The sequence below is a fragment of the Cysteiniphilum sp. GTC20157 genome, from assembly GCF_055396795.1.
This window is the reverse complement of sequence record NZ_AP044698.1, coordinates 1,065,493-1,084,836: the sequence shown is the minus strand read 5'-3', so window position 1 is coordinate 1,084,836 and position 19,344 is coordinate 1,065,493. Positions and strand designations below refer to the sequence as shown.

Sequence of the window (19,344 nt, the reverse complement as noted above, 5' to 3'; positions counted from 1 at the left end):
GCTTATTATATTCCTCTACCAAATTCCATTTTCTTGTGCATAAACTCTAAACTCTTGTAAGAGCTCTGGCAATTGATTTTCAATTTCAGCCCCTGTGGTGCTCACACCTGCTTTTTCAATTTCAGCGATAGGTATTTGATAGTCAAATTTTTGTTTAATTCGCTGTATTATATCTTTTTGCTGCTGCTCCTCGAGCTCTTTAATATCCCGTTTGATCTTCTTTAACTCGGCTTTATAGATATCTTGTTCTTTAAGTAACGCATTTAAATCATCTTGTAATTGATCCTTGTTAATGGTACTTTTCTTTTTTAGCTCGCGCCTTAAGTGGGTTATGTCTTTTTTTCTTATTTTTTCTTCGTCAATACGATTGGTTAATACTGATAATTTTGGTACATATTCTTTTTCAACTTCTTTTTGCGCTTGAGTTTTTACTAAGTTATATAGCTTTTGCTCTTGGTTTGTGAATTTCTTCAAGAACACTAAGCTTGTTTTAACCGTTGCACCAGAGCTAACAAACAAATCTTGTGGTAATGAGACGATCAATAAAATTTTGGCTCGGCTTTCAAAATACTCGCGCGCCTTCTGCAAGTTCGAGCTATTTAAAACACCTTCAGGCAGCACAATACCCATTCGCCCACCTGGTTTAAGCAAATCTAGACATCGCTCAACAAACAATACTTCTGTAGCTCCTGAGAATTCACCTGTGTGATATAGTCCTCTGATGGGGGCATTAAAATTATCGGTCACTTGTGTTAATTCATCCTCATACACCTTACCATACTCTTCGATATAGTGCTTAATCATTGCCTCGTCCGTGTATTTATCTTCGCTTGACACTTTAGGACTATCTTTACCAAGGTTAGTACCAAATGGTGGATTAGTTAAAATAACATCAAAACGGTTTCTAAATATGCCATTGACATTCAATAAGCCATCATTATGGTGAATGCCATTGTGTCCATCGCCATGCATGATCATATTCATTTTTGACACTCTTGCCATTCTGGGATTTGCGTCTGTACCAAATATCGCTTTTTTTGAGAGCTTTGCTATCTCACTCTCTTGCTCTTTATTTAGCTTTGCCTCTATTGCTTTATATTTCTCATTTAGAGCTTCATCGTCTATCTTTTCTAGTTTCTCACCAAATATTGCTTTTTGTTTGATTAACTTTTGCCTTATATATTGCTCTTCAATTTTAGCTCTTACAACGTCAAATGCTCTAATTAAAAAGCCTCCACTGCCAGCACAAGGATCACAAATCAGTTCATTGGGTTGTATATCCAAAGCATCAACCATAAATTCCACAACCTTTCTAGGGGTAAAGAACTGCCCTAACTCCCCTCGAAATGTTCGACCTAAAAAGGTTTCAAAAGCTATGCCTTTAACATCCGCACCTGTTTTTGTGAGATTATATTTTTGCAGCTTAACTACAATCTCTTCAAAGCTAGATTCTCTAATACGGATTTCATCATTACTTTCAAAAATATGGTCTTGCTCAAACTCTTTTTTAACCGCTGTAAAAAGGCTTTGCATATATGATGGTGCAGATGCTTTTTCTAGTTGATCTATTTCTTTCTGAACTTTATCTGCTTCATCATGTTGACCCGCCCTAATAAGCTTCTTTTTATGTTTTTCATTCCACTCAATAGCGCTCTTATTCTCTGTATAAAAGTTTGTAACAAACTCATTTTTCAGTTTTTTAAATTGATTCTCTGAAAAAATCGCCCCATTATCTGGGTTTCTTTCATACATGATCTTGATAAATAGAACTTTGCTTATCTCGTCAAAAGCCGCTTCAGGTGATAACTTATCATTATTTCTAATAATGTTGTGACAAGTACGCAACACATCGGCAAATTCATCACCTTTAAACTTTGCCGTTTGATTCAATGATTTTTCGAGTAAGTCTTCGTTTTTAATAATATCTGCTTTAGGGATTTCACTAACAGGCACTAAGCTCAAGGGTAATTCAGTTTCAACCACTTTATATACTTGAACTTCTTTTCCATTAGAAATCGTAAATAGTTTTGCTCTTGCCCAACTAGCATAATTATAGCCTTGATAACAATCAGGAGCACTTAATTTGACATTTTCAGCTTTAAACTCTAATGCCATAAAAGCAGTTCTATTGTTTTTTTTAGCTTCTTCATCTACCCAAACCACTAAGTCAGCACTGGCTCGTCCTGTCCCTCTTTTTGATTTAGTCAATTTTACTTCCTGTTTCATTTGTTTAAGTGAATAACCATAGTCATTTACCAGATTACAAATAAACTGTTGTCTTACCTTTTCTTCGGGTTTAGCTTCCAGCCATTTACCTCTACCATTATTTGCTAAAGGTGCAAAAATTTTGCCTTCTGAATTATATTCAACTTTCATTGCCATTAATCGATATGATATTTCATTGGATCCTTGTAAAATATTACTACATCTACCATCTACTGACTATCTAAATTCTCCTTGAGACATTGCATTCATTGATATTCAATCACTCAATATAATGTAACCAGCTCAATTTGTGAGAAAGCTTCTCACAAATATCAATGTCTTGCGTTTTCAATACGCCTAGGCGTATTAATATAATTCGAGACGCAATGCGTCTCATTTTGGTTAATTGTGCGACGATGTCGCACAATTTGGATATGACATATAAAATTGGCGCATTCGATTTAAATTACTTCAACTAAACCCTTGAACATGAAGTAACGTTAAGTCATCTGAAAGTGCTTCTAGCAATACTTTGCCATATGACCTTGCTGCTCATACATTTTTGTCACCTTTAAGCTGATTGAGCTTTATCAGTGCTTGTGTCCGCTCACGCTCAAGTTCTCTTATCAGCTCTTCCTCAGTAGGTAGGTAAGGCAAATATTTTGCGGCAAATAACTGCTTTTGATCTGATAATATTGAGTATTTAACAACTGCTTCACTTTTTTCACTGCACAACACTAAACCAATCGTTGGGTTGTCGTCTTGGCTTTTCTTCTGTTCATCATACAAACGCACATAAGTATCCATCTGTCCAATATCTTGATGCTTAAGTTTACCTAGCTTTAAATCAACCAATAAAAAGCATTTAAGCTTAAAGTTGTAAAACACCAAATCAATATAAAAATCTTCATCTTCAAAGCGAATACGTTGCTGACGTTCTACAAATGCAAAGCCTTTACCTAACTCCAATAAGAATTGTTGTAAATTACTAATAATAGCTTCTTCAAGGTCACTTTCTTGATAGGTTTTGTCTTGAAGGTTAAGAAAATCTAAAATATAAGGATCTCGCAAAAAGTCTTTGGCGTTTTCAACCAGAGGTTTTGTTGCTTTCTGAGCTTCTGATTCCACCAGTTTTTTGTCTTTGCTTGATAATAATCGCTCATAATATAACTTACTAATCTGGCGTTCTAATGCTCGGGCACTCCAGTTGTGCATAATTGCTTCTTGCAAATACCACTCGCGAGCAACCAAACTATCTATGCGCATAAGAATACGATAATGTGTCCAACTCAATTCACTACGCACTGCGTAGCGAATTGGAAAAGTAATATAAAATTGGCGCATATTACGTAAGTTACCTGCATCAAACCCCTTCCCCAAGCGTTTGGTAAGTTCTTTGGAAAGTAACTGTAACTGCTGCTTACCATAAGCGGCTCGACTTTCTCCGTTTTGCTCATGCTCAACTATTAGCCGACCAATCTCCCAATAGCTTTGAACCATGGCATGATTAACTGTTTGGCGTACTTGTTGCCTACTGCTTTCAATAATAATAGCAATATCATTAATCAAGCTCACAAATTGAGTATCTTTAGAAAGGCTCATCTACTTGTCTCTCAATATCTATAACGACACCCATTTTTTGTAATAATCCTACAAAAAAATATTTAATGCTTAACTGTAGCTCATCACAGCTTGCCCATAATGATGAATATAATTGAGATTTTTTAATTGCCATCTTTACTCTCTTTTAAGCCCCAAACAACTTCAAGCCATCTTTTTTACGTTTCTCTTCCGCGCGAATTCTTCTGGCATCTTTAGGGTCAATTGTAAGCGCTCGATAGATTTCAATGCGATCATCCGGATTTACCATATGATCAAGTGCAACAATTTCACTATAAATACCGACTGTTTGTGTTGATAAATCAATCTCTGGGAAATCACTCAATACACCACTTTGTATAATCACATCTTGGACAGAACTATTTTCATCACACTCAATTTGATATAGTTTTTGCTCTTGGGGATTGGCATACACAACTTCTACTTTCATACAGCTTCTGCTCCATACACTGTTTTAGCACGCTTACAAAAGGCATCAAGCATTGTATTAGCCAGTGTATTAAAGACAACACCTAATGCTAATGCCATGACTTTAGAAGAAAATTCAAACTCTAAATCAAGTGTTACTTTACAGGCTTTATCATTTAGAGGAATAAAATGCCACACACCCAGTAAACGCTTAAAAGGGCCTTTAATTAATCGGATTTTAATCTCTTTGCCTGAGATCATGTCATTGTGTGTACCAAAATCAATTTTGACACCGCCTTTGGCAATTTTAAGTGTCGCTTCGGCTTCTGTTTCAGTATGCATATGCACCTCTACTGCTTGGCACATGGGTAAAAACTCAGGATATTTATCAATATCATTTACAAGGTCATACATCTCTTTAGCACTGTACTCAACCAATGCTGTTCGATGAATTGTTGTCATAGTGTTTCTCTTATGTCATAAGTTCATGTTAGAATCTTGGCTATTGTAACGCTTATGCACTATTTTGCAAAACAATGGCAAAGACAAAAAATACAAAATCGAAGTCAACGGCAACCAATAGTACCATTGCCAAAAATAAAAAAGCTTTTCATGAATATTTGATTGAAGAGCGCTTTGAAGCCGGTATTGTGCTTCAAGGTTGGGAAATCAAAAGCATTCGTGCTGGACGCGTGCAACTAACCGATAGTCACATTCATGTTAAGAATAATGAAGCTTGGCTTTTTAATGCACTCATTACCCCTTTACATTCCGCATCCACGCATGTCGTACCTGTTCCTGCAGGCACACGCAAATTGTTATTACACCGTAGAGAAATCAATAAGCTCTTAGGTAAAGTTGATATCAAAGGCTATACCATTGTGCCACTTGCTATGTACTGGAAAGGTTCTCGTGTCAAAATTGAGATCGCAATTGCTAAAGGCAAGCAATTGCATGATAAACGTCAAGCCTCTAAAGAACATGATTGGAAACGTGAAAAAGAGCGTTTATTCAAAAAGAGCCTATAACCACCATGACGCAAACAGAAAAGAAACTTCATTTCTATATTACCAAAGCAATTGCCGATTATAAGATGCTAAAAAAAGGTGACAAGGTGATGATTTGCTTATCCGGTGGCAAGGACTCTTTCACACTGGTTAAAGTGATACATGACTTGGTAACTAATGGTACTTACGACCTTGATTTGATCGTTTACACCTTAGATCAAACCCAACCGGGTTGGGATGACGCCGGATTAAGACAATATCTTGACAATCATCATATCAACTATATTATCGAAAAGCGTGATACTTACTCTGTTGTTGTTGATAAAATACCTGAAAATAAAACCTATTGCTCGTTATGCTCGCGCCTACGTCGTGGTAATATTTATCGCTTTGCGCGCGATAACAACGTTGATAAGATTATGTTGGGGCATCATAAAGATGATGTGATTGAGTCGGCATTAATGTCGATGTTTTATCAAGGCAAGATTAAGTCAATGCCTGCCAAGCTATTAACTGAAGACAAAAAAAACGTGGTGATCAGACCCATGATTTACTGCCAAGAGCGTGATATTGCACGCTTTGCTAAAGAACAAAGCTTTCCCATCATTCCATGCAACCTATGCGGCACACAGGAAAATCTAAAACGCCAACAGGTTAAAGCACTTATTCATGATTTGGCTAAGCAAAACCCAATCATTCCTCAAAACATTTTTGCCTCGCTTAGCAATGTCGTACCAACTCATTTATATGATCAAGAGCTATTTGATATTCGTGAATGTGATCAACATCGCATCGATGCTACCACCGCTTAATAAAACGACAAAATTACAATAAAAAAATTAAGTTGACTTCCGCTACCAACTGATACAATTTATTACATTAAGTTGCAGTAACTGGAAAAAGCTATGCGTTTATTTAAACACCTGTATGCACAAGTTATTTTAGGGATTATTATCGGCATTATTTTAGGCGCATTGTCTCCTCAATTTGCCGTGAGTTTAAAGCCATTTGCCGATATTTTCATCAAATTAATTAAAGTTTTAATCGCACCGATTATATTTTTGACCATCGTTTCAGGTATTGCAGCTATGAAAAGCTTGAAATCGGTTGGCAAAATAGGCGGCGCTGCACTCATTTACTTTCTGATTACCACAACCTTAGCATTAACTATTGGCTTAATTGTTGCGAACCTTATCCCAATGGGTTCAGGGATGCATATTAATGCCAATACATTAGATATGCACGCAGCATCAGCCTATATCGGTAAGGCTGAACAAATGGATAGTATATCTGGTTTTATTTTAAATATTATCCCCCACACTTTTGTCAGTGCATTTAGTGATGGTGAGATTTTACAAGTCTTATTTGTTGCCATTTTATTCGCCACAGGGTTGTTAATGTATGGTGAAAAAGGTCAACCAATATTAGAAGGCATCCAGCACTTGTCTAAAGTATTTTTCAAGATCATCCATAGCATTATGTACTATGCACCACTTGCCGCATGTGCGGCAATGGCATTTACAATCGGCAAATATGGACTTCATACATTAGCCGGTCTTATTGGCTTACTGCTTTGTTTTTATCTAACGTGTATTATCTTTCTTGTCGTCATTCTTGGTTTAATCTTACGCATCTATTGCAAGATTAGTATATTTAGTGTGATTCGCTATATAAAAACAGAAATTCTGATCGTCCTTGGTACTTCATCATCAGAAACCGTTCTGCCTAACTTGATTGAAAAGCTTGGGAAATTAGGTTGTGATAAAAGTGTTGTTGGGCTTGTTATCCCCACTGGGTACTCCTTTAATTTAGATGGAACAGCTATTTACCTTTCTTTAGCGGCTATTTTTATTGCCCAAGCATTAGATGTTCCATTAACACTCGAGCAACAACTGTTTATGCTTGGGGTGATGCTTATTAGCTCTAAGGATGCAGCAGGTGTCACCGGCAGCGGCTTTGTGATCTTAGCAAGTACATTAGCTGCGGTTGGTACAGTGCCTGTCGCTGGCATTGTTATTATTCTGGGCATTGATCGTTTTATGTCTGAAGGACGTGCAATTACCAATATGATTGGCAATACTGTTGCTACTCTTATTATCGCCAAATGGCAAAAGAAATTAGATTTATCCGTCATGGCAAAGCATTTACAAAAGACAACGTAATCTTTAACATTTATTACAAGAGTGTTATTACAATTTCACTACAAAATTCATCCGAATCTAGCTAGCACAACAAATAGTTTTACTTTATACTGAACCATCGTTCATTTTATAAAACCACAATATACATTTTTTGGGCAAAATTCATGTTACATATTAAAGCATCTACATCGGCTAAGGTTATTTTCGTTTTTATTATTATGGTCACCTCGATGCTGGGTATTTTTGTCTCTGATATTTATGTCCCGTCGTTACCGAGTATTAGTGAGGATTTTGGCACGGGAGCCCACTTATTAGCATTTAGTGTTACCTACTACTTTATTGTTTTTGCCTGCGCCCAGCTTATTTATGGCCCTTTATCAGAGCGCTTTGGGCGACGCAAAATCTTTCTCACGGGACTTGCTATTAGTATTATTGGTACGCTGATTACCGTGTTTAGCTTAAACTTTAGCATATTAATGGTCGGACGCACACTCGAGGCCATTGGTATGGCAGCACCGATGTCATTGGGGCGCGTGATTTTACGTGATGTTATTCCTGATAAAGTCAAATATGCGCGCTTTATGTCATTTATGGGTATTGGCACCTTAATGGCACCTGTGATTGCACCAATTGTTGGCGCATTTCTAGCGCATGTTTATCATTGGCGTGCCGATTTTATTTTCATCTTAATTTTAAGTGTACTCTGTTATATTGGCGCTTATATTTATTTGGTTGAAACATTGCTAAACCCGAAAAAGCGTCTTTCGGCTAAACTATCCGTTAAAACCTATTTATGGGTTATGAAAAACAAAACATTTATTAAAAACATGATCATATCGAGCACCATTATGGGCGCTATCATTGCCTACTTATCAATAAGTGCCTTCTTATTTCAACAATACTTTGGCTTAAGCGAGATACATTACGCTATCGTTTTTGGTATCGGTGAAGCTTTCATTGCTGTAGGGATGTTTGCCAATGGCATGGCGCTTAAATATATTTCCATTGAGCGATCTCAAGTCATTGCTGTGACGCTTTTTTTACTTTCAGGAATACTCATCACGATTCAATCTGTGTTCTTTAGCCATAGCCTTGAATTTATCATGCTCGCGGTCATTATCTTTAACTTCGCTGCAGGTGTCATTTTTCCAACCAGTAGCACCTTGGCTATTGTAACATTCAAAGCACGCTTAGGTGCCGTGGGTAGCCTATATGGCTGCATTAGTATGCTTGCTGCAGGTCTAATCAGTGGCTTTGCTTTATCTCTACCTTTAGAACCAAATCTACTGATCGCTTTATTGATCCTTGTGATGTCATTAGTTGCCGCGATCGTATTATTTGGCATTAAAGACAAAGCATGATTTCAAATGGTCATTGACCATCCCCGTTGCCTGCATAAAGGCATAACATATCGTTGGTCCGACAAAGCTAAAACCTTGTGATTTAAGCCATTTACTCATCTTTTTTGATTCTTCAGTAAATGCCGGAATTGCTTCATGCTCTGTATAAACAATCGCTTGCTTAGGGGCAAATTGCCAAAGTGTGTCAACCATCGATTGTGTTTTAGATAACTTAAGCCAAGCTTTTGCATTGTTAATCACACTTTTGATCTTAAGACGATTACGAATAATACCTGTATTTTGCATTAAAGTTTCAACCTCATCCGCTGTCATGTGGGCAACTTTATCAATCTGAAAATCATAAAAAGCTCGACGATAATTTTCACGCCGCTTTAAAATTGTCTGCCAACTTAAGCCTGCTTGTGCTCCTTCTAAACATAAGAACTCAAACAGCTTTTGCTCATCATACAGTGGCACGCCCCATTCATGATCATGATAGTCTTGCATCTGAAGACTTGAGTTTGCCCAAGGACAGCGCAACAAACTCATGATTTGAATTGGGCAACAAAAACTGGCTTACCATAGATATTGCCATTATCATCCATTTTGGCAATCGCGATGCTATCAACCATTACGCTATAGCTTTTGTGATTGAGTAACTTATTTGCTTTGGCAGCTAACTCACTATTACCTTTGTTATAAACCACCGTGATATGGGAATGATTACTGCCTGGGATATTATAATCACGCCAAGCGCTGCCGCTTTGCATTTGCGTAAGATCAGCATGCCCTTTTTCAATAGCAACAATCGTTTGATGTGTTGGTGCATTGGGGTGCGTTTTAGCCGTTAACTCTGCATTAAGCTCGTTCAAAAAAGCATTATCTCCTGCAACATCCAAGGATAGAGTATCTCCTGCCACGCTGAATTTTTTGGCTAAAGTAACCTCTTGCGCTTTGGTATGTTTTGCCAATTGAGTAACCGCTGCAACTAGCTCTTGATAGTTTTTGCCTTTAAATACACCTTGAATAACACTGATATGCGGCGTTGTCATAACCCTTGTTGCCATATCAGGATATGCCAACGCATTGACTTCTGTTAACAGTGTCAATAATGGCTTATTACCTTTAACAGGAATATATACTGCATATTCTCCCTTATATACATTAGCATGTCCTTTTAAGTTATCTTTGGCAGGCACTTGAAGCACAGGCTTGTATAGAGGGTTCGTATGCGCATTGTGTAATATAAATAACGCTTTTGTCTGATTGGGACCATGATAATTTGTCATTGCAACCGCTGATGACATCAAACCTACACTTAACAATGGCAACGATAATGTTTTAATAATTTTGTTCATAAGCTAATTTCTCACCTTTCTTTTTCTCTATTTTCCATGTGTTAACATTCACAGATCAGCTTAACAAAGTTTTTATTTAAGTGAAGAATATTTTATAGCAAATAACCTTTATGCCTTTTGCGTCCCTTGCAATGCCAAGCGAATAAGACTCTCAACACTATCCGCGTCATTTTTGACTTTTTGAACGTATTTTTCCGCTTCTTTGCGCTTATAACCAAGTGCTTCCAACGCATCAACTGCTTGATGCACCATTGAGCTTACCTGATAATTCGTGCTTACCGAATCAATAGGGCTTGGATTCTCTTGTACGCTATATGGCATATTCTGCGTTAAAGCATCTAACTCAAGGACTAATTTCGTTATCTTATCCTTCATCTCAATGATAATACGCTCAGCTGTTTTTTTTCCTACACCTGGAATGGTACATAACAACCCATGATCTTGTGATTCAATACACCGAACGAAAGTCACCCCATCCATACCCGATAAGATTGCTAGCGCCATCTTAGCACCAATGCCATTGATCTTAATAAGCTCTTGGAATAATCTGCGATCTGACTTAGTGGCAAAACCATAGAGTTGTTGCGCATCTTCGCGCACGACAAAATGGGTGTGCAATATCACTTCCTGCCCAATATCACCAAGCTTATAAATCGAGCTCATTGGCACCCATATCTCATAGCCGACACCAGCGGCTTCAACCAATATCAATGGCAGTTGCTTCTCAATAAGCTCGCCCTTTATTCTTCCAATCATCGTAATCGTCCTCGTACAACTTTGTTAGCCCCCGGAATAAACTGCAAACTATTGCGACTGTGAAAATGGCAAATTGCGATGGCTAAAGCATCTGCAGCATCGGCTTGTGGCTTGCTACTTAGTTGCAAAAAAGATTGCACCATATGCTGCACTTGAAACTTTGTTGCATTACCATTTCCAACAACAGCTTGTTTGACCTGCTTAGCTGAGTATTCATTAACTGTGAGATCTTGATTTGCCAAAGCGCACATGGCGACACCGCGTGCTTGTCCAAGTTTTAATGCTGCTCCCGGGTTTTGAAACATAAAAATTTGCTCAATTGCCGCTTCCGTTGGTTGAAAAGCGGCAACAATGTCATTGATGCCATCTTGAATTTGCTTTAAGCGCTCAGCAGTTGATTCTTTCGTAATACGGATACAGCCACTGGTGACATACAAACATTCTTTTGCTTGCACTTTGATTACACCAAATCCAGTAATACGCGAACCTGGATCAATGCCTAAAATGATCACGAATTAAGTGCATCCATAACGCTTTCGTCAAACTGGGCATTGCTATAAACGCTTTGTACATCATCCAAGTCTTCTAACCGATCGATCATATTCATAATTTTTTGTGCGACTTCGGCATCATCAATATTGGTTTTAACATCCGCATCCATCGTTACTTCAGCTGAAATTGGCTTTAGCCCCTTGGCTTCTAGCGCATCATTGACTTCTGAGAAAGTATTTGGATCAGTAATCACATCAATTGCACCATCATCAAAGCTCACTACATCTTCAGCGCCCGCTTCAAGAGCGACTTCCATTACCATATCTTCATCTAAGCCTGTGTCAAAGCTGATAATACCTTTTTTATGAAACATATACGCCACTGAACCATCCGTACCCAAATTGCCACCGGCTTTAGTAAAGGCATGGCGCACTTCAGCCACCGTACGATTGCGATTATCGGTCATGCACTCAACAATAAATGCAACACCCGCAGGCCCATAACCTTCATAACGAATTTCTTCTAAGTTGCTTCCCTCTTCGCCACCGGCACCTTTCTTAATTGCGCGCTCGATCGTATCTTTGGTCATATTATTCGACAATGCGGTTGCCACTGCTGCACGCAAACGTGGATTTGAGTCTTTGTCTCCTCCACCTAGGCGAGCTGAGACGGTTATCTCACGAATAAGCTTAGTAAACACCTTACCGCGTTTTGCATCTTCTTTTGCTTTCTTATGTTTAATGTTTGCCCATTTACTGTGACCTGCCATATTAAAACCTCTGTTAAATCTTTGATTTTTTTGATATTCAGCTTAATAAAACGCGGCAATTGTATCATAAAACATGACAAAACAATGCTGTGATTAGTGTGTTTGATATGATTTTTGTAAATTAGATAATCTTAGCTATGCTTAACATTACAGGGAATATCAGGCAAGGATGATTTTAGTATGCAAGTTGATAGCTTAATCCAACCAATCAAAGCAATGCGTCTGCGTTATTTGCCACTTTTGATGATTTATTTCGCTTATGGTTGCAGCATCTTCTCAGGCATTGGCGAGTCATTTTTTGTTAAAGAACAATTAAACTTATCTGCTGAAAGCCTGATTGTTATCGGTGTATGGTTAAGCTTGCCATGGAATATCAAAATGGTTTTTGGGCAATTTGTTGACAGCTTGCCCTTATTTGGCTCACAGCGCAAAGCCTATATCTATCTTGCTGCGATCTTAATGGTTTGTGGCTCACTATTGATGGCAGGGTTAGCAGGACGCTGGTCGTTTGTCGTGGCTTTAGCACCTGATAATACCCTTTTCTTTATATCATCACTTCTAACAGTCCTTGGTGTTGTGTTACAGGATGTCGTAGCTGATGCCATGAGTGTTGAAGTGGTTGAGCGCAAGGGGCGACCTCAAGAAGATATCGATAAAGACTTGGCAATGGTTCAACTCTTAGGACGCTTAAGTTTAAGCTTAGGTATGTTTTTGGTTGCTGGTCTTGGTGGCTGGCTTGCACAAGTGATGAGTTATCAAAATCTATTTCTACTGACCTTAGTGATTCCATTGATTAGTATTACGGGTATTTTATGTATCCGCTTGGATAAAGTCCCAAGAAAACCGATCAACAAAACCGTGCTTATTGGTGGGCTGATATACGCTGTTTTTATTATTGTCATCGGCTTAAGTAATATTCCTTTTGCGCAAGAGATTGTTTTTGTTGTGTCGTTAATGATTATTATTTATTTACTCAAATCAATTACTAAAGAATTACCGCGAGATTTATTGCGCGCTATTTTTGTCGCCGCCCTTATGATCTTTATCTTTCGCGCCTCGCCTACGGCTGGCCCCGGTGCACAATGGTTTATGATCGATGTACTTGGATTTGATAAAGCTTTTTTTGGCACACTATCACAAATTGGTGCCTTTATGTCGATTGTCGGCATGTGGTTTTTCGCGCGTCTAATTACTGAAAAATCAATTGCCTGGGTGCTGTTATGGCTGACTGTTGCAGGCTTTTTATTAGAATTACCACTTATCGCACTTTATTATGGTCTGCATGAGTGGACCATGGTTTATTTTGGTTTTGGTGCTCGCACCATTGTGCTGATTGATAGCGCAATTGCCTCACCTTTTGCTCAATTGGCAATGATTCCAATGTTAGCCCTTATCGCGCGTTACGCACCTAAGGGCAATGCTGCGACTTGGTTTGCTTTAATGGCGAGCTTTATGAATTTAGCCCTAACCGCTGGATCACTCTTAAGCAAATACCTTAACCAAATCTTTGTCATCACACGTGAGGTTGTGAATCACACCAACAACACCATTACCACACCGGCGAATTATAGTGAACTAGGCTTGCTTTTAATCACCGTCTCAGTTATTGGTTTATTAGCGCCATTAATTGGCATTGTTGTCTATGCCCGATTTGCACAGAGATCAAAATCATCAAAATGTATAAAATAATCCCTGTTGTTACTTGCCTTTATCTGAGTCATTACCTACAATAACAAACCTCACTGGGGGCGAATATGGCTTCGACGGGAATGTCAATGTCTTACGGTGCATGCCGAGGGTGTATCTACCTCGTAAAACACGTTACAATTTGCTAATAACTGGCAAAAATAAAGCAAACCGCGTTGTAGCTAACGATGCAGCTTTCGCTGCTCGTAAAGCTGCTTAATCTAGCTTAAGAACCTAGATACGCACGAACCGATAGTATTTGCTTGTGGATCTATCTTATGTTCGTTCATCTCTTTCACAAGATCGCCAAAGTGTCTGTCTAAACACTGCGGTTAAATCGTAAGACTCGCTTAAATGTTACCCTGATTTATCGGGTAGATTTAAGTTAAAGATAATAGATAAATCTAAGCATGTAGATCTGAAGATGGCGAGTTTGCGGACGCGGGTTCAACTCCCGCCGCCTCCACCAAATCAACTTTTAACACCACCCCGTTTCACTCCAAAACCCATATAAATATAGTATTTCACTCACCGTGTTGGTTTTGCATCACACCGTACCACCCTGTTATATTTATTGTAAAGCCGTACCTAAAGCCGTACAATAATTATAACCAACGATAATTCAGGTACGGCTCATGAAAGACATTCAGATAAAGCAAGCAAAACCAAAGGCAGATGGCAAGGTAAACATCATTACAGACACACAAGCAGCAAGTAAGGGTTTACGACTTTTAGTGTTACAAGGTACGGGTACGAATATAGGTACGGTTTATAAGCATTTTGAATTCAGGTATGAGTTAAACAAGAAATCTTACAAGATCAGAATAGGTAGCTACCCTGCTGTTAGTTTAAGTGAAGCCAGAGCCATAGCAACCACCTACCGTTCAATGTTAGTTCAAGGCAAGAACCCCAAGGACTATAAAGATCACCAAAAAGAGCAATTGAATAACACATTCAAGCTATTAGCTCTAGAGTGGCTAGAATCTAAGAAATCACAATGGAAGACAGCTAAATCCTATCAAGATGCACAAGGTGCTTTTACCTTACATATTTTTCCTAGCATTGGAGACAGGAGCATAGCTGATTTAACAATAGCAGACATCACCCCCTTGTTGGATAAGCTACACATAGCGGGTAAAGCAAACAGACTGATAAAAGTCCGCCAAACAATAGCCCATGTGTTTGATTATGCCATTATTAAAGGACTTATTACAACCAACCCTGTAGATGTATTACGTAGAGCCACTCACTATGCCACCCCCAATGCTAATTATGCTCACCTGAGCAACAAAAAGGACATAGCAGACTTATTACATGCTATTGACCGTTATCATGGTGCCTATCAAACTAAAATGGCTTTAACACTTGCTAGCCACCTGTTCTTAAGACCTACAGAGTTGTGTGAATTAGAATGGTCAGAGGTTGATTTATCAGAATCATTAATCACCATTAAAGCAACAAGAATGAAAATGGGTAAAGCACACTTGATACCTTTAAGTAAGCAAGCTTATGCCATGTTGAGCGAATTGCATAAATTTAGTGGTGATGGCAAATATGTTTTCCCCTCTCCTTTGAGCAAGTCAAAACCTCTAACATGTGAGACACTTTCTAAAGCATTACGTGTAACATTAGGATTTAATGGCAAAGACAAGCCTAAGCACGTGACTCATGGCTTTAGGCATTTAGCCAGTACCGCATTGCATGAGAATAGCCATATTCACGGTGTTGGCAGTGATGCCATAGAGAGGCAGTTAGCTCATGTAGATGGTAACAAAATCAAAGGCACTTACAATAAAGCTGAATATATCAACGAGCGTGTAAGGTTGATGCAATGGTGGAGTGATTACCTAGACAATTTAAAGCACCCTAATAATTTAGTAGAGTTTAAGCAGGCTTGAGCTCTCATAAACAAATTAAAGAACCAACAATAACCGGATACGGAGAGCTCATGAGCAATATACAAAAACAACTAGAAAATGGCAAGTTAGAAGAATATTTAACCTTGAATGATTTTGCAGAAAATGAAGAAATATCTACTGATAGACTATTAGAAATTGATAAATATAAAACTTTACCACTAAGATTTCACCCCAATCTATCACAACACCCATGTTGGTTTATTATTAAGGACACCTCGATCCCTGATGACTATGATCAAGATGAACAATTACCCAATATTTATGAATATATTCATGCAATGTCATACAATGCAAACTGCAATATAGCACACGAAAACGCACACCCAACAACAGTGACTAATGATTATGTAGATGCGCATCTCATGTTTCTTCGCATACTGGATGAATACAATTTAAGTCAAACCATTGAGCTGGTAACATTGGACAAGCTTTCAGATTGTAATTATAAAATAACCCCCTATGGTTTACAGCTTTTAACCTATAAAAATGAAAATCTTTGCAAAACAAACTTTGCATCTAATTTCCCAGTCGAGTCAACGACTGTTAAAGTAGAGTTTCCTGTGCTATTAAAGGAGTATGTAAACCAGATAATTATATTCATAGATGAATTAGACGCTTGGAAAAATGACACTTCGGAAGAATTCACTAAACTATGTAAAGATTTTGAGCAGTCTCCAATATATAAGCAATATGGTAAGCAAGTCCAACAAACCGCCTTGGAAAAATGGATTATGGAGCAAGGATTTACAAGAAATGATGCTAGGGAATTAAAAGCCAGACTATCTAAAAGATTCGGCATCGCTACTCTAAGAAACAAGTAGCTAACCCTTATTCTATATAGCTTTATTTCCGCCGCGGAACATGGCGTAAACGGCACATTTTCAAACACTGAGCTACTAAATATCATTACTCTCGCACACCAGATAAACAACACGATAAGGAGTGGTAAATGCAAGTGCAAAGAATGATGAACCTAAGAGAAGTAGCAGCTTATGTTGGCATTGGTGCTAACACGGTTTATAAATACATGAAACAGGATGGTTTTCCCACACAAATAAAACTCACAGAGAAAACGGCAAGATGGGACAAAAAAGAGGTTGATGCTTGGTTAGATAGTAGACCTAAATTTCAAGGGGTTAAGTAATGAGATACTCTATTAGTGTTGGTCAAGGTGCCAACAGCACAGCTTGTGAGATCAAGTATTTAACCTTTGACGAGCTTAAAGACACCCTATTAAAAAAACCAACAAGGATTAGTGATTCTGCTAAAAATACCCAGTACTGGTTTATAGGGGGTGAATGTCACGGTGAACGTAATAATGATGCCGTAAAAAGCCGTAGCATGCTTACCTTTGACATTGACAAAGGATTTAATACAATCGACGAGTGTGTTATTAAGATCCCTGCTATAGTCAATTATATGGCATATAGCACATTCTCTAACAATATAGCTGGTAAGAATAGCTACCGTGTAATTATACCGCTAACTGAGCCGATAACAGACAAAGAAATCTACAAAGCCGTTATTAAACACCTAAACACGTGTTGGTTTAATGGTAATGCAGACCCTGCAAGTGAAGTATGGGCTCAAATTATGTTCTATGGAAATATGAGCCATATGAGCACATTTGAGAATAGCTATAACGACAAAGGGGAACCGTTCAACTGGCGAGCTTTAGACTTACCTAAAGAGCCAACTGAACAGCGCATGCCTATTATACCTGAAAGCAGCACTTTAAGTAATCAAAATTTACTTGAGTTGGTCAAGGTATGCACTACATATATTAAAGATGATGATTATCAAACATGGATTAGTGTCGGTATGGCATGTAAGCACTTGCTAGGTGATAATGGCTACGATATATGGCTTAACTGGTCAATGCAACAAGCCACATTTAAAGACATACACGAATGTAAAGCTAAATGGTTAAGCTTTAGTGATGATGAGAAAGGCTACGGCAAGCCGTACCTTGTTAATACCGCCTTTGGCGAGCTCATATTAAATAAAGATGGATTATCTCATTTAAACAAAGAGAACAAACTTCATACATTAATGCTAGAGACGATCAACTGTAGGTACGTTATTAATGAGAATAAAATATATGACCTGAAATCTAGGGAATCGCTCAATACCAGTCACTGGAATGAGATGCTGCAAGTATCAGTAGATACACTAAAGAAAAAACCCACCGCAGTATTGGGATTATTGCCTTATTTCAGTGTTTCTGGGTTTAAATATAATCCATTACAACAAGAAAGTGTGTTTTGTGATAATGGCAAGCAGTGGATAAACGAATATTATGACACTCGTGTTAAGTCTAACAATAATCAAAAAGTAATTGATGCTATCAACCAACATGTTAGCTTTATATTTAATGGCAAAAATGAAACTATATTCAAACAGTTCCTTGCTCATAATTATAAACATATCGGTAAGCAGTTAGGATTCTACTTGTTCATAGCTGACATTTGTGGTGGTGTGGGTAAGAGCTTGATTATTAATGCTGTATGTAATGCCATTGGTTTAGCAAATGCTAAGGTAAAGACATCAAAGGATTTGCTTAAAGACAACTTTAACAGTGACATTCTAAAATCCACCCTCGTGTTCGTTGATGAGCTCGGCATGTCCGACAAAGACAGACGTAAGGAAACCGACAAGCTTAAAACGCTCACCAATGGTTTACAGAGTGCTCGAGGAATGCACAAGGAAGCGACTACAGTAAAAACTTATTATAACACGCTTATGAGTGCTAACAGCTACGATGCCATGCTATTTGATGACAATGACAGGCGTTGTGCAGTAATTGAAACCTGTTGGACTAACAGAGAAGAATTTAAGAAAGAACTTTTCACTACCTTTGGTAAAGCACCTGACGAATATTTTAAGTGGTTAGCTGATGAGATATTAAGTGACCTTGAAGGTGTTGCAGCTTGGCTGGAGTCTATTACATTAGCTGACGCTATAATTTACTCACACGAACAGGTGTTAGCTACTGAAGCAAGAAAAAGAGTGATTGAAAATGGACGCTCACCAGTAAACACTGCTATTGAATCTGTGCTCAATAATCTTAACAACCCCCTATTTGTTGAAAGTAAGGAATTTTTAGAGTCCGTTGAGGAGGAGTTAGATGAAGACTATAGCAATGGTAAGCTACGTTCACTTGTTAGTTCAATATTAAAACGTGACTTCAAATTTATACACATCTTTAGTGGAAATGATCGTATAAGATTTGATGGTGAAAAATTAACCTTTTACGCTAGCGCTACTTTTGCAACTAAAGAAGATGCCAGAACACATATCAAAGAACACTATAAAAAAGACTAGGTAATTTTATTTAATGCTACTGGTAAATTTATTAATTTCGGTAAATATCCTACCAATACATATACAACACCCACAAGAGAAAAAAGTTGAAAAACATGAGGCTCTCAGGGCGGACACCACGCTACGCCTCTTGCAGCAATGAGTTTGCAGAGCCCTCAACTTTTAAAACCTTAGGGCTACATGAGGGCTTTTGAGGGCTAAAAGCCCTATATTTAGCTGATAGCGCCAAGAGCTGAGATAATAAAAGATATAAATTTAGTAATAAAATTACTGTACAACAATTAATATGAAATAAACAAACTTACAATATAAGGCACCA

19 protein-coding genes and 1 other RNA gene are annotated in these 19,344 nt (G+C 38.0%); 10 read left to right on the top strand and 10 right to left on the bottom strand.

Features of this window, described 5'->3' with window-relative positions; all coding sequences use genetic code 11:
- Positions 1-15 precede the first annotated feature (15 nt).
- From ACZ5V8_RS04890 to ACZ5V8_RS04870, 5 genes are all read right to left on the bottom strand, one after another.
- Positions 16-2,376 (bottom strand): N-6 DNA methylase, encoded by a 2,361-nt coding sequence (locus ACZ5V8_RS04890; RefSeq protein ID WP_464218586.1) that lies wholly within the window; start codon positions 2,374-2,376, stop codon positions 16-18.
- 381 nt (positions 2,377-2,757) lie between these two features.
- The gene (locus tag ACZ5V8_RS04885; protein ID WP_464218585.1) at positions 2,758-3,807 is read right to left on the bottom strand and encodes a PDDEXK nuclease domain-containing protein; all 1,050 of its coding nucleotides are present in this window, start codon (positions 3,805-3,807) and stop codon (positions 2,758-2,760) included.
- On the bottom strand, positions 3,794-3,940 hold the full coding sequence (locus tag ACZ5V8_RS04880) for a hypothetical protein (protein ID WP_464218584.1): 147 nt from the start codon (positions 3,938-3,940) through the stop codon (positions 3,794-3,796). Before ACZ5V8_RS04880 ends, ACZ5V8_RS04885 begins: the two co-directional genes overlap by 14 nt.
- Before the next feature lie 12 nt (positions 3,941-3,952).
- On the bottom strand, positions 3,953-4,255 hold the full coding sequence (locus tag ACZ5V8_RS04875; RefSeq protein WP_464218583.1) for an RnfH family protein: 303 nt from the start codon (positions 4,253-4,255) through the stop codon (positions 3,953-3,955).
- Positions 4,252-4,695, bottom strand: coding sequence for a type II toxin-antitoxin system RatA family toxin (locus ACZ5V8_RS04870; protein WP_440615500.1), 444 nt, complete (start codon positions 4,693-4,695; stop codon positions 4,252-4,254). The genes ACZ5V8_RS04875 and ACZ5V8_RS04870 overlap by 4 nt, the downstream gene beginning before the upstream one ends.
- Positions 4,696-4,769: 74 nt before the next feature.
- Here ACZ5V8_RS04870 and smpB point away from each other — a divergent pair, with 74 nt between their 5' ends.
- From smpB to ACZ5V8_RS04850, 4 genes are all read left to right on the top strand, one after another.
- Positions 4,770-5,261: an SsrA-binding protein SmpB gene (smpB, locus tag ACZ5V8_RS04865; RefSeq protein WP_464218582.1), complete on the top strand. Its 492-nt coding sequence runs from the start codon at positions 4,770-4,772 to the stop codon at positions 5,259-5,261.
- A 5-nt stretch (positions 5,262-5,266) separates the two neighbouring features.
- Positions 5,267-6,052 carry a tRNA 2-thiocytidine(32) synthetase TtcA gene (gene ttcA, locus ACZ5V8_RS04860; protein ID WP_464218581.1) on the top strand — a complete coding sequence of 262 codons (786 nt, stop codon included), beginning with the start codon at positions 5,267-5,269 and terminating at the stop codon, positions 6,050-6,052.
- 93 nt (positions 6,053-6,145) lie between these two features.
- Positions 6,146-7,402, top strand: coding sequence for a C4-dicarboxylate transporter DctA (gene dctA, locus ACZ5V8_RS04855; RefSeq protein WP_464218580.1), 1,257 nt, complete (start codon positions 6,146-6,148; stop codon positions 7,400-7,402).
- A gap of 143 nt (positions 7,403-7,545) precedes the next feature.
- Entirely contained in the window at positions 7,546-8,742 is a 1,197-nt protein-coding gene (locus ACZ5V8_RS04850; RefSeq protein ID WP_464218579.1) for a multidrug effflux MFS transporter, read from the top strand.
- Here ACZ5V8_RS04850 and ACZ5V8_RS04845 read toward each other — a convergent pair.
- The 5 genes from ACZ5V8_RS04845 to ACZ5V8_RS04825 all read right to left on the bottom strand — a co-directional run bounded on the left by ACZ5V8_RS04845 (position 8,716) and on the right by ACZ5V8_RS04825 (position 12,096).
- The gene (locus tag ACZ5V8_RS04845) at positions 8,716-9,228 is read right to left on the bottom strand and encodes a DNA-3-methyladenine glycosylase I (RefSeq protein WP_464218578.1); all 513 of its coding nucleotides are present in this window, start codon (positions 9,226-9,228) and stop codon (positions 8,716-8,718) included. The genes ACZ5V8_RS04850 and ACZ5V8_RS04845 overlap by 27 nt on opposite strands.
- Positions 9,229-9,266: 38 nt before the next feature.
- Positions 9,267-10,079 carry a 2'-5' RNA ligase family protein gene (locus ACZ5V8_RS04840; protein WP_464218577.1) on the bottom strand — a complete coding sequence of 271 codons (813 nt, stop codon included), beginning with the start codon at positions 10,077-10,079 and terminating at the stop codon, positions 9,267-9,269.
- 108 nt (positions 10,080-10,187) lie between these two features.
- On the bottom strand, positions 10,188-10,835 hold the full coding sequence (gene ruvA, locus ACZ5V8_RS04835; protein WP_464218576.1) for a Holliday junction branch migration protein RuvA: 648 nt from the start codon (positions 10,833-10,835) through the stop codon (positions 10,188-10,190).
- Entirely contained in the window at positions 10,832-11,347 is a 516-nt protein-coding gene (ruvC, locus tag ACZ5V8_RS04830; RefSeq protein WP_464218575.1) for a crossover junction endodeoxyribonuclease RuvC, read from the bottom strand. Before ruvC ends, ruvA begins: the two co-directional genes overlap by 4 nt.
- Entirely contained in the window at positions 11,344-12,096 is a 753-nt protein-coding gene (locus tag ACZ5V8_RS04825; RefSeq protein ID WP_464218574.1) for a YebC/PmpR family DNA-binding transcriptional regulator, read from the bottom strand. Before ACZ5V8_RS04825 ends, ruvC begins: the two co-directional genes overlap by 4 nt.
- 180 nt (positions 12,097-12,276) lie before the next feature.
- Here ACZ5V8_RS04825 and ACZ5V8_RS04820 point away from each other — a divergent pair, with 180 nt between their 5' ends.
- The 6 genes from ACZ5V8_RS04820 (at position 12,277) to ACZ5V8_RS04795 (ending at position 19,025) form a co-directional block, all read left to right on the top strand.
- On the top strand, positions 12,277-13,785 hold the full coding sequence (locus tag ACZ5V8_RS04820) for an MFS transporter (protein WP_464218573.1): 1,509 nt from the start codon (positions 12,277-12,279) through the stop codon (positions 13,783-13,785).
- 55 nt (positions 13,786-13,840) lie between these two features.
- Positions 13,841-14,251: a transfer-messenger RNA gene (gene ssrA, locus ACZ5V8_RS04815) on the top strand.
- Between the two features lie 166 nt (positions 14,252-14,417).
- Positions 14,418-15,680 (top strand): tyrosine-type recombinase/integrase, encoded by a 1,263-nt coding sequence (locus ACZ5V8_RS04810; protein WP_464218572.1) that lies wholly within the window; start codon positions 14,418-14,420, stop codon positions 15,678-15,680.
- Positions 15,681-15,730: 50 nt separating this feature from the next.
- Positions 15,731-16,522: a hypothetical protein gene (locus tag ACZ5V8_RS04805; RefSeq protein WP_464218571.1), complete on the top strand. Its 792-nt coding sequence runs from the start codon at positions 15,731-15,733 to the stop codon at positions 16,520-16,522.
- A gap of 128 nt (positions 16,523-16,650) precedes the next feature.
- Positions 16,651-16,845 (top strand): helix-turn-helix transcriptional regulator, encoded by a 195-nt coding sequence (locus ACZ5V8_RS04800; protein WP_464218570.1) that lies wholly within the window; start codon positions 16,651-16,653, stop codon positions 16,843-16,845.
- The gene (locus ACZ5V8_RS04795; protein ID WP_464218569.1) at positions 16,845-19,025 is read left to right on the top strand and encodes a DUF5906 domain-containing protein; all 2,181 of its coding nucleotides are present in this window, start codon (positions 16,845-16,847) and stop codon (positions 19,023-19,025) included. The genes ACZ5V8_RS04800 and ACZ5V8_RS04795 overlap by 1 nt, the downstream gene beginning before the upstream one ends.
- The last annotated feature ends 319 nt before the right edge of the window (positions 19,026-19,344 follow it).

Coding starts and splice junctions, on each gene's coding strand:
- ttcA (WP_464218581.1), top strand. CDS start 5,267: ATGACGCAAACAGAAAAGAAACTTCATTTCTATATTACCAAAGCAATT.
- ACZ5V8_RS04800 (WP_464218570.1), top strand. CDS start 16,651: ATGCAAGTGCAAAGAATGATGAACCTAAGAGAAGTAGCAGCTTATGTT.
- ACZ5V8_RS04845 (WP_464218578.1), bottom strand. CDS start 9,228: ATGCAAGACTATCATGATCATGAATGGGGCGTGCCACTGTATGATGAG.
- ACZ5V8_RS04850 (WP_464218579.1), top strand. CDS start 7,546: ATGTTACATATTAAAGCATCTACATCGGCTAAGGTTATTTTCGTTTTT.
- ACZ5V8_RS04805 (WP_464218571.1), top strand. CDS start 15,731: ATGAGCAATATACAAAAACAACTAGAAAATGGCAAGTTAGAAGAATAT.
- ACZ5V8_RS04890 (WP_464218586.1), bottom strand. CDS start 2,376: ATGAAAGTTGAATATAATTCAGAAGGCAAAATTTTTGCACCTTTAGCA.
- ACZ5V8_RS04875 (WP_464218583.1), bottom strand. CDS start 4,255: ATGAAAGTAGAAGTTGTGTATGCCAATCCCCAAGAGCAAAAACTATAT.
- ACZ5V8_RS04885 (WP_464218585.1), bottom strand. CDS start 3,807: ATGAGCCTTTCTAAAGATACTCAATTTGTGAGCTTGATTAATGATATT.
- ACZ5V8_RS04880 (WP_464218584.1), bottom strand. CDS start 3,940: ATGGCAATTAAAAAATCTCAATTATATTCATCATTATGGGCAAGCTGT.
- ACZ5V8_RS04840 (WP_464218577.1), bottom strand. CDS start 10,079: ATGAACAAAATTATTAAAACATTATCGTTGCCATTGTTAAGTGTAGGT.
- dctA (WP_464218580.1), top strand. CDS start 6,146: ATGCGTTTATTTAAACACCTGTATGCACAAGTTATTTTAGGGATTATT.
- ACZ5V8_RS04825 (WP_464218574.1), bottom strand. CDS start 12,096: ATGGCAGGTCACAGTAAATGGGCAAACATTAAACATAAGAAAGCAAAA.
- ACZ5V8_RS04810 (WP_464218572.1), top strand. CDS start 14,418: ATGAAAGACATTCAGATAAAGCAAGCAAAACCAAAGGCAGATGGCAAG.
- ACZ5V8_RS04870 (WP_440615500.1), bottom strand. CDS start 4,695: ATGACAACAATTCATCGAACAGCATTGGTTGAGTACAGTGCTAAAGAG.
- ACZ5V8_RS04820 (WP_464218573.1), top strand. CDS start 12,277: ATGCAAGTTGATAGCTTAATCCAACCAATCAAAGCAATGCGTCTGCGT.
- ACZ5V8_RS04795 (WP_464218569.1), top strand. CDS start 16,845: ATGAGATACTCTATTAGTGTTGGTCAAGGTGCCAACAGCACAGCTTGT.
- smpB (WP_464218582.1), top strand. CDS start 4,770: ATGGCAAAGACAAAAAATACAAAATCGAAGTCAACGGCAACCAATAGT.
- ruvA (WP_464218576.1), bottom strand. CDS start 10,835: ATGATTGGAAGAATAAAGGGCGAGCTTATTGAGAAGCAACTGCCATTG.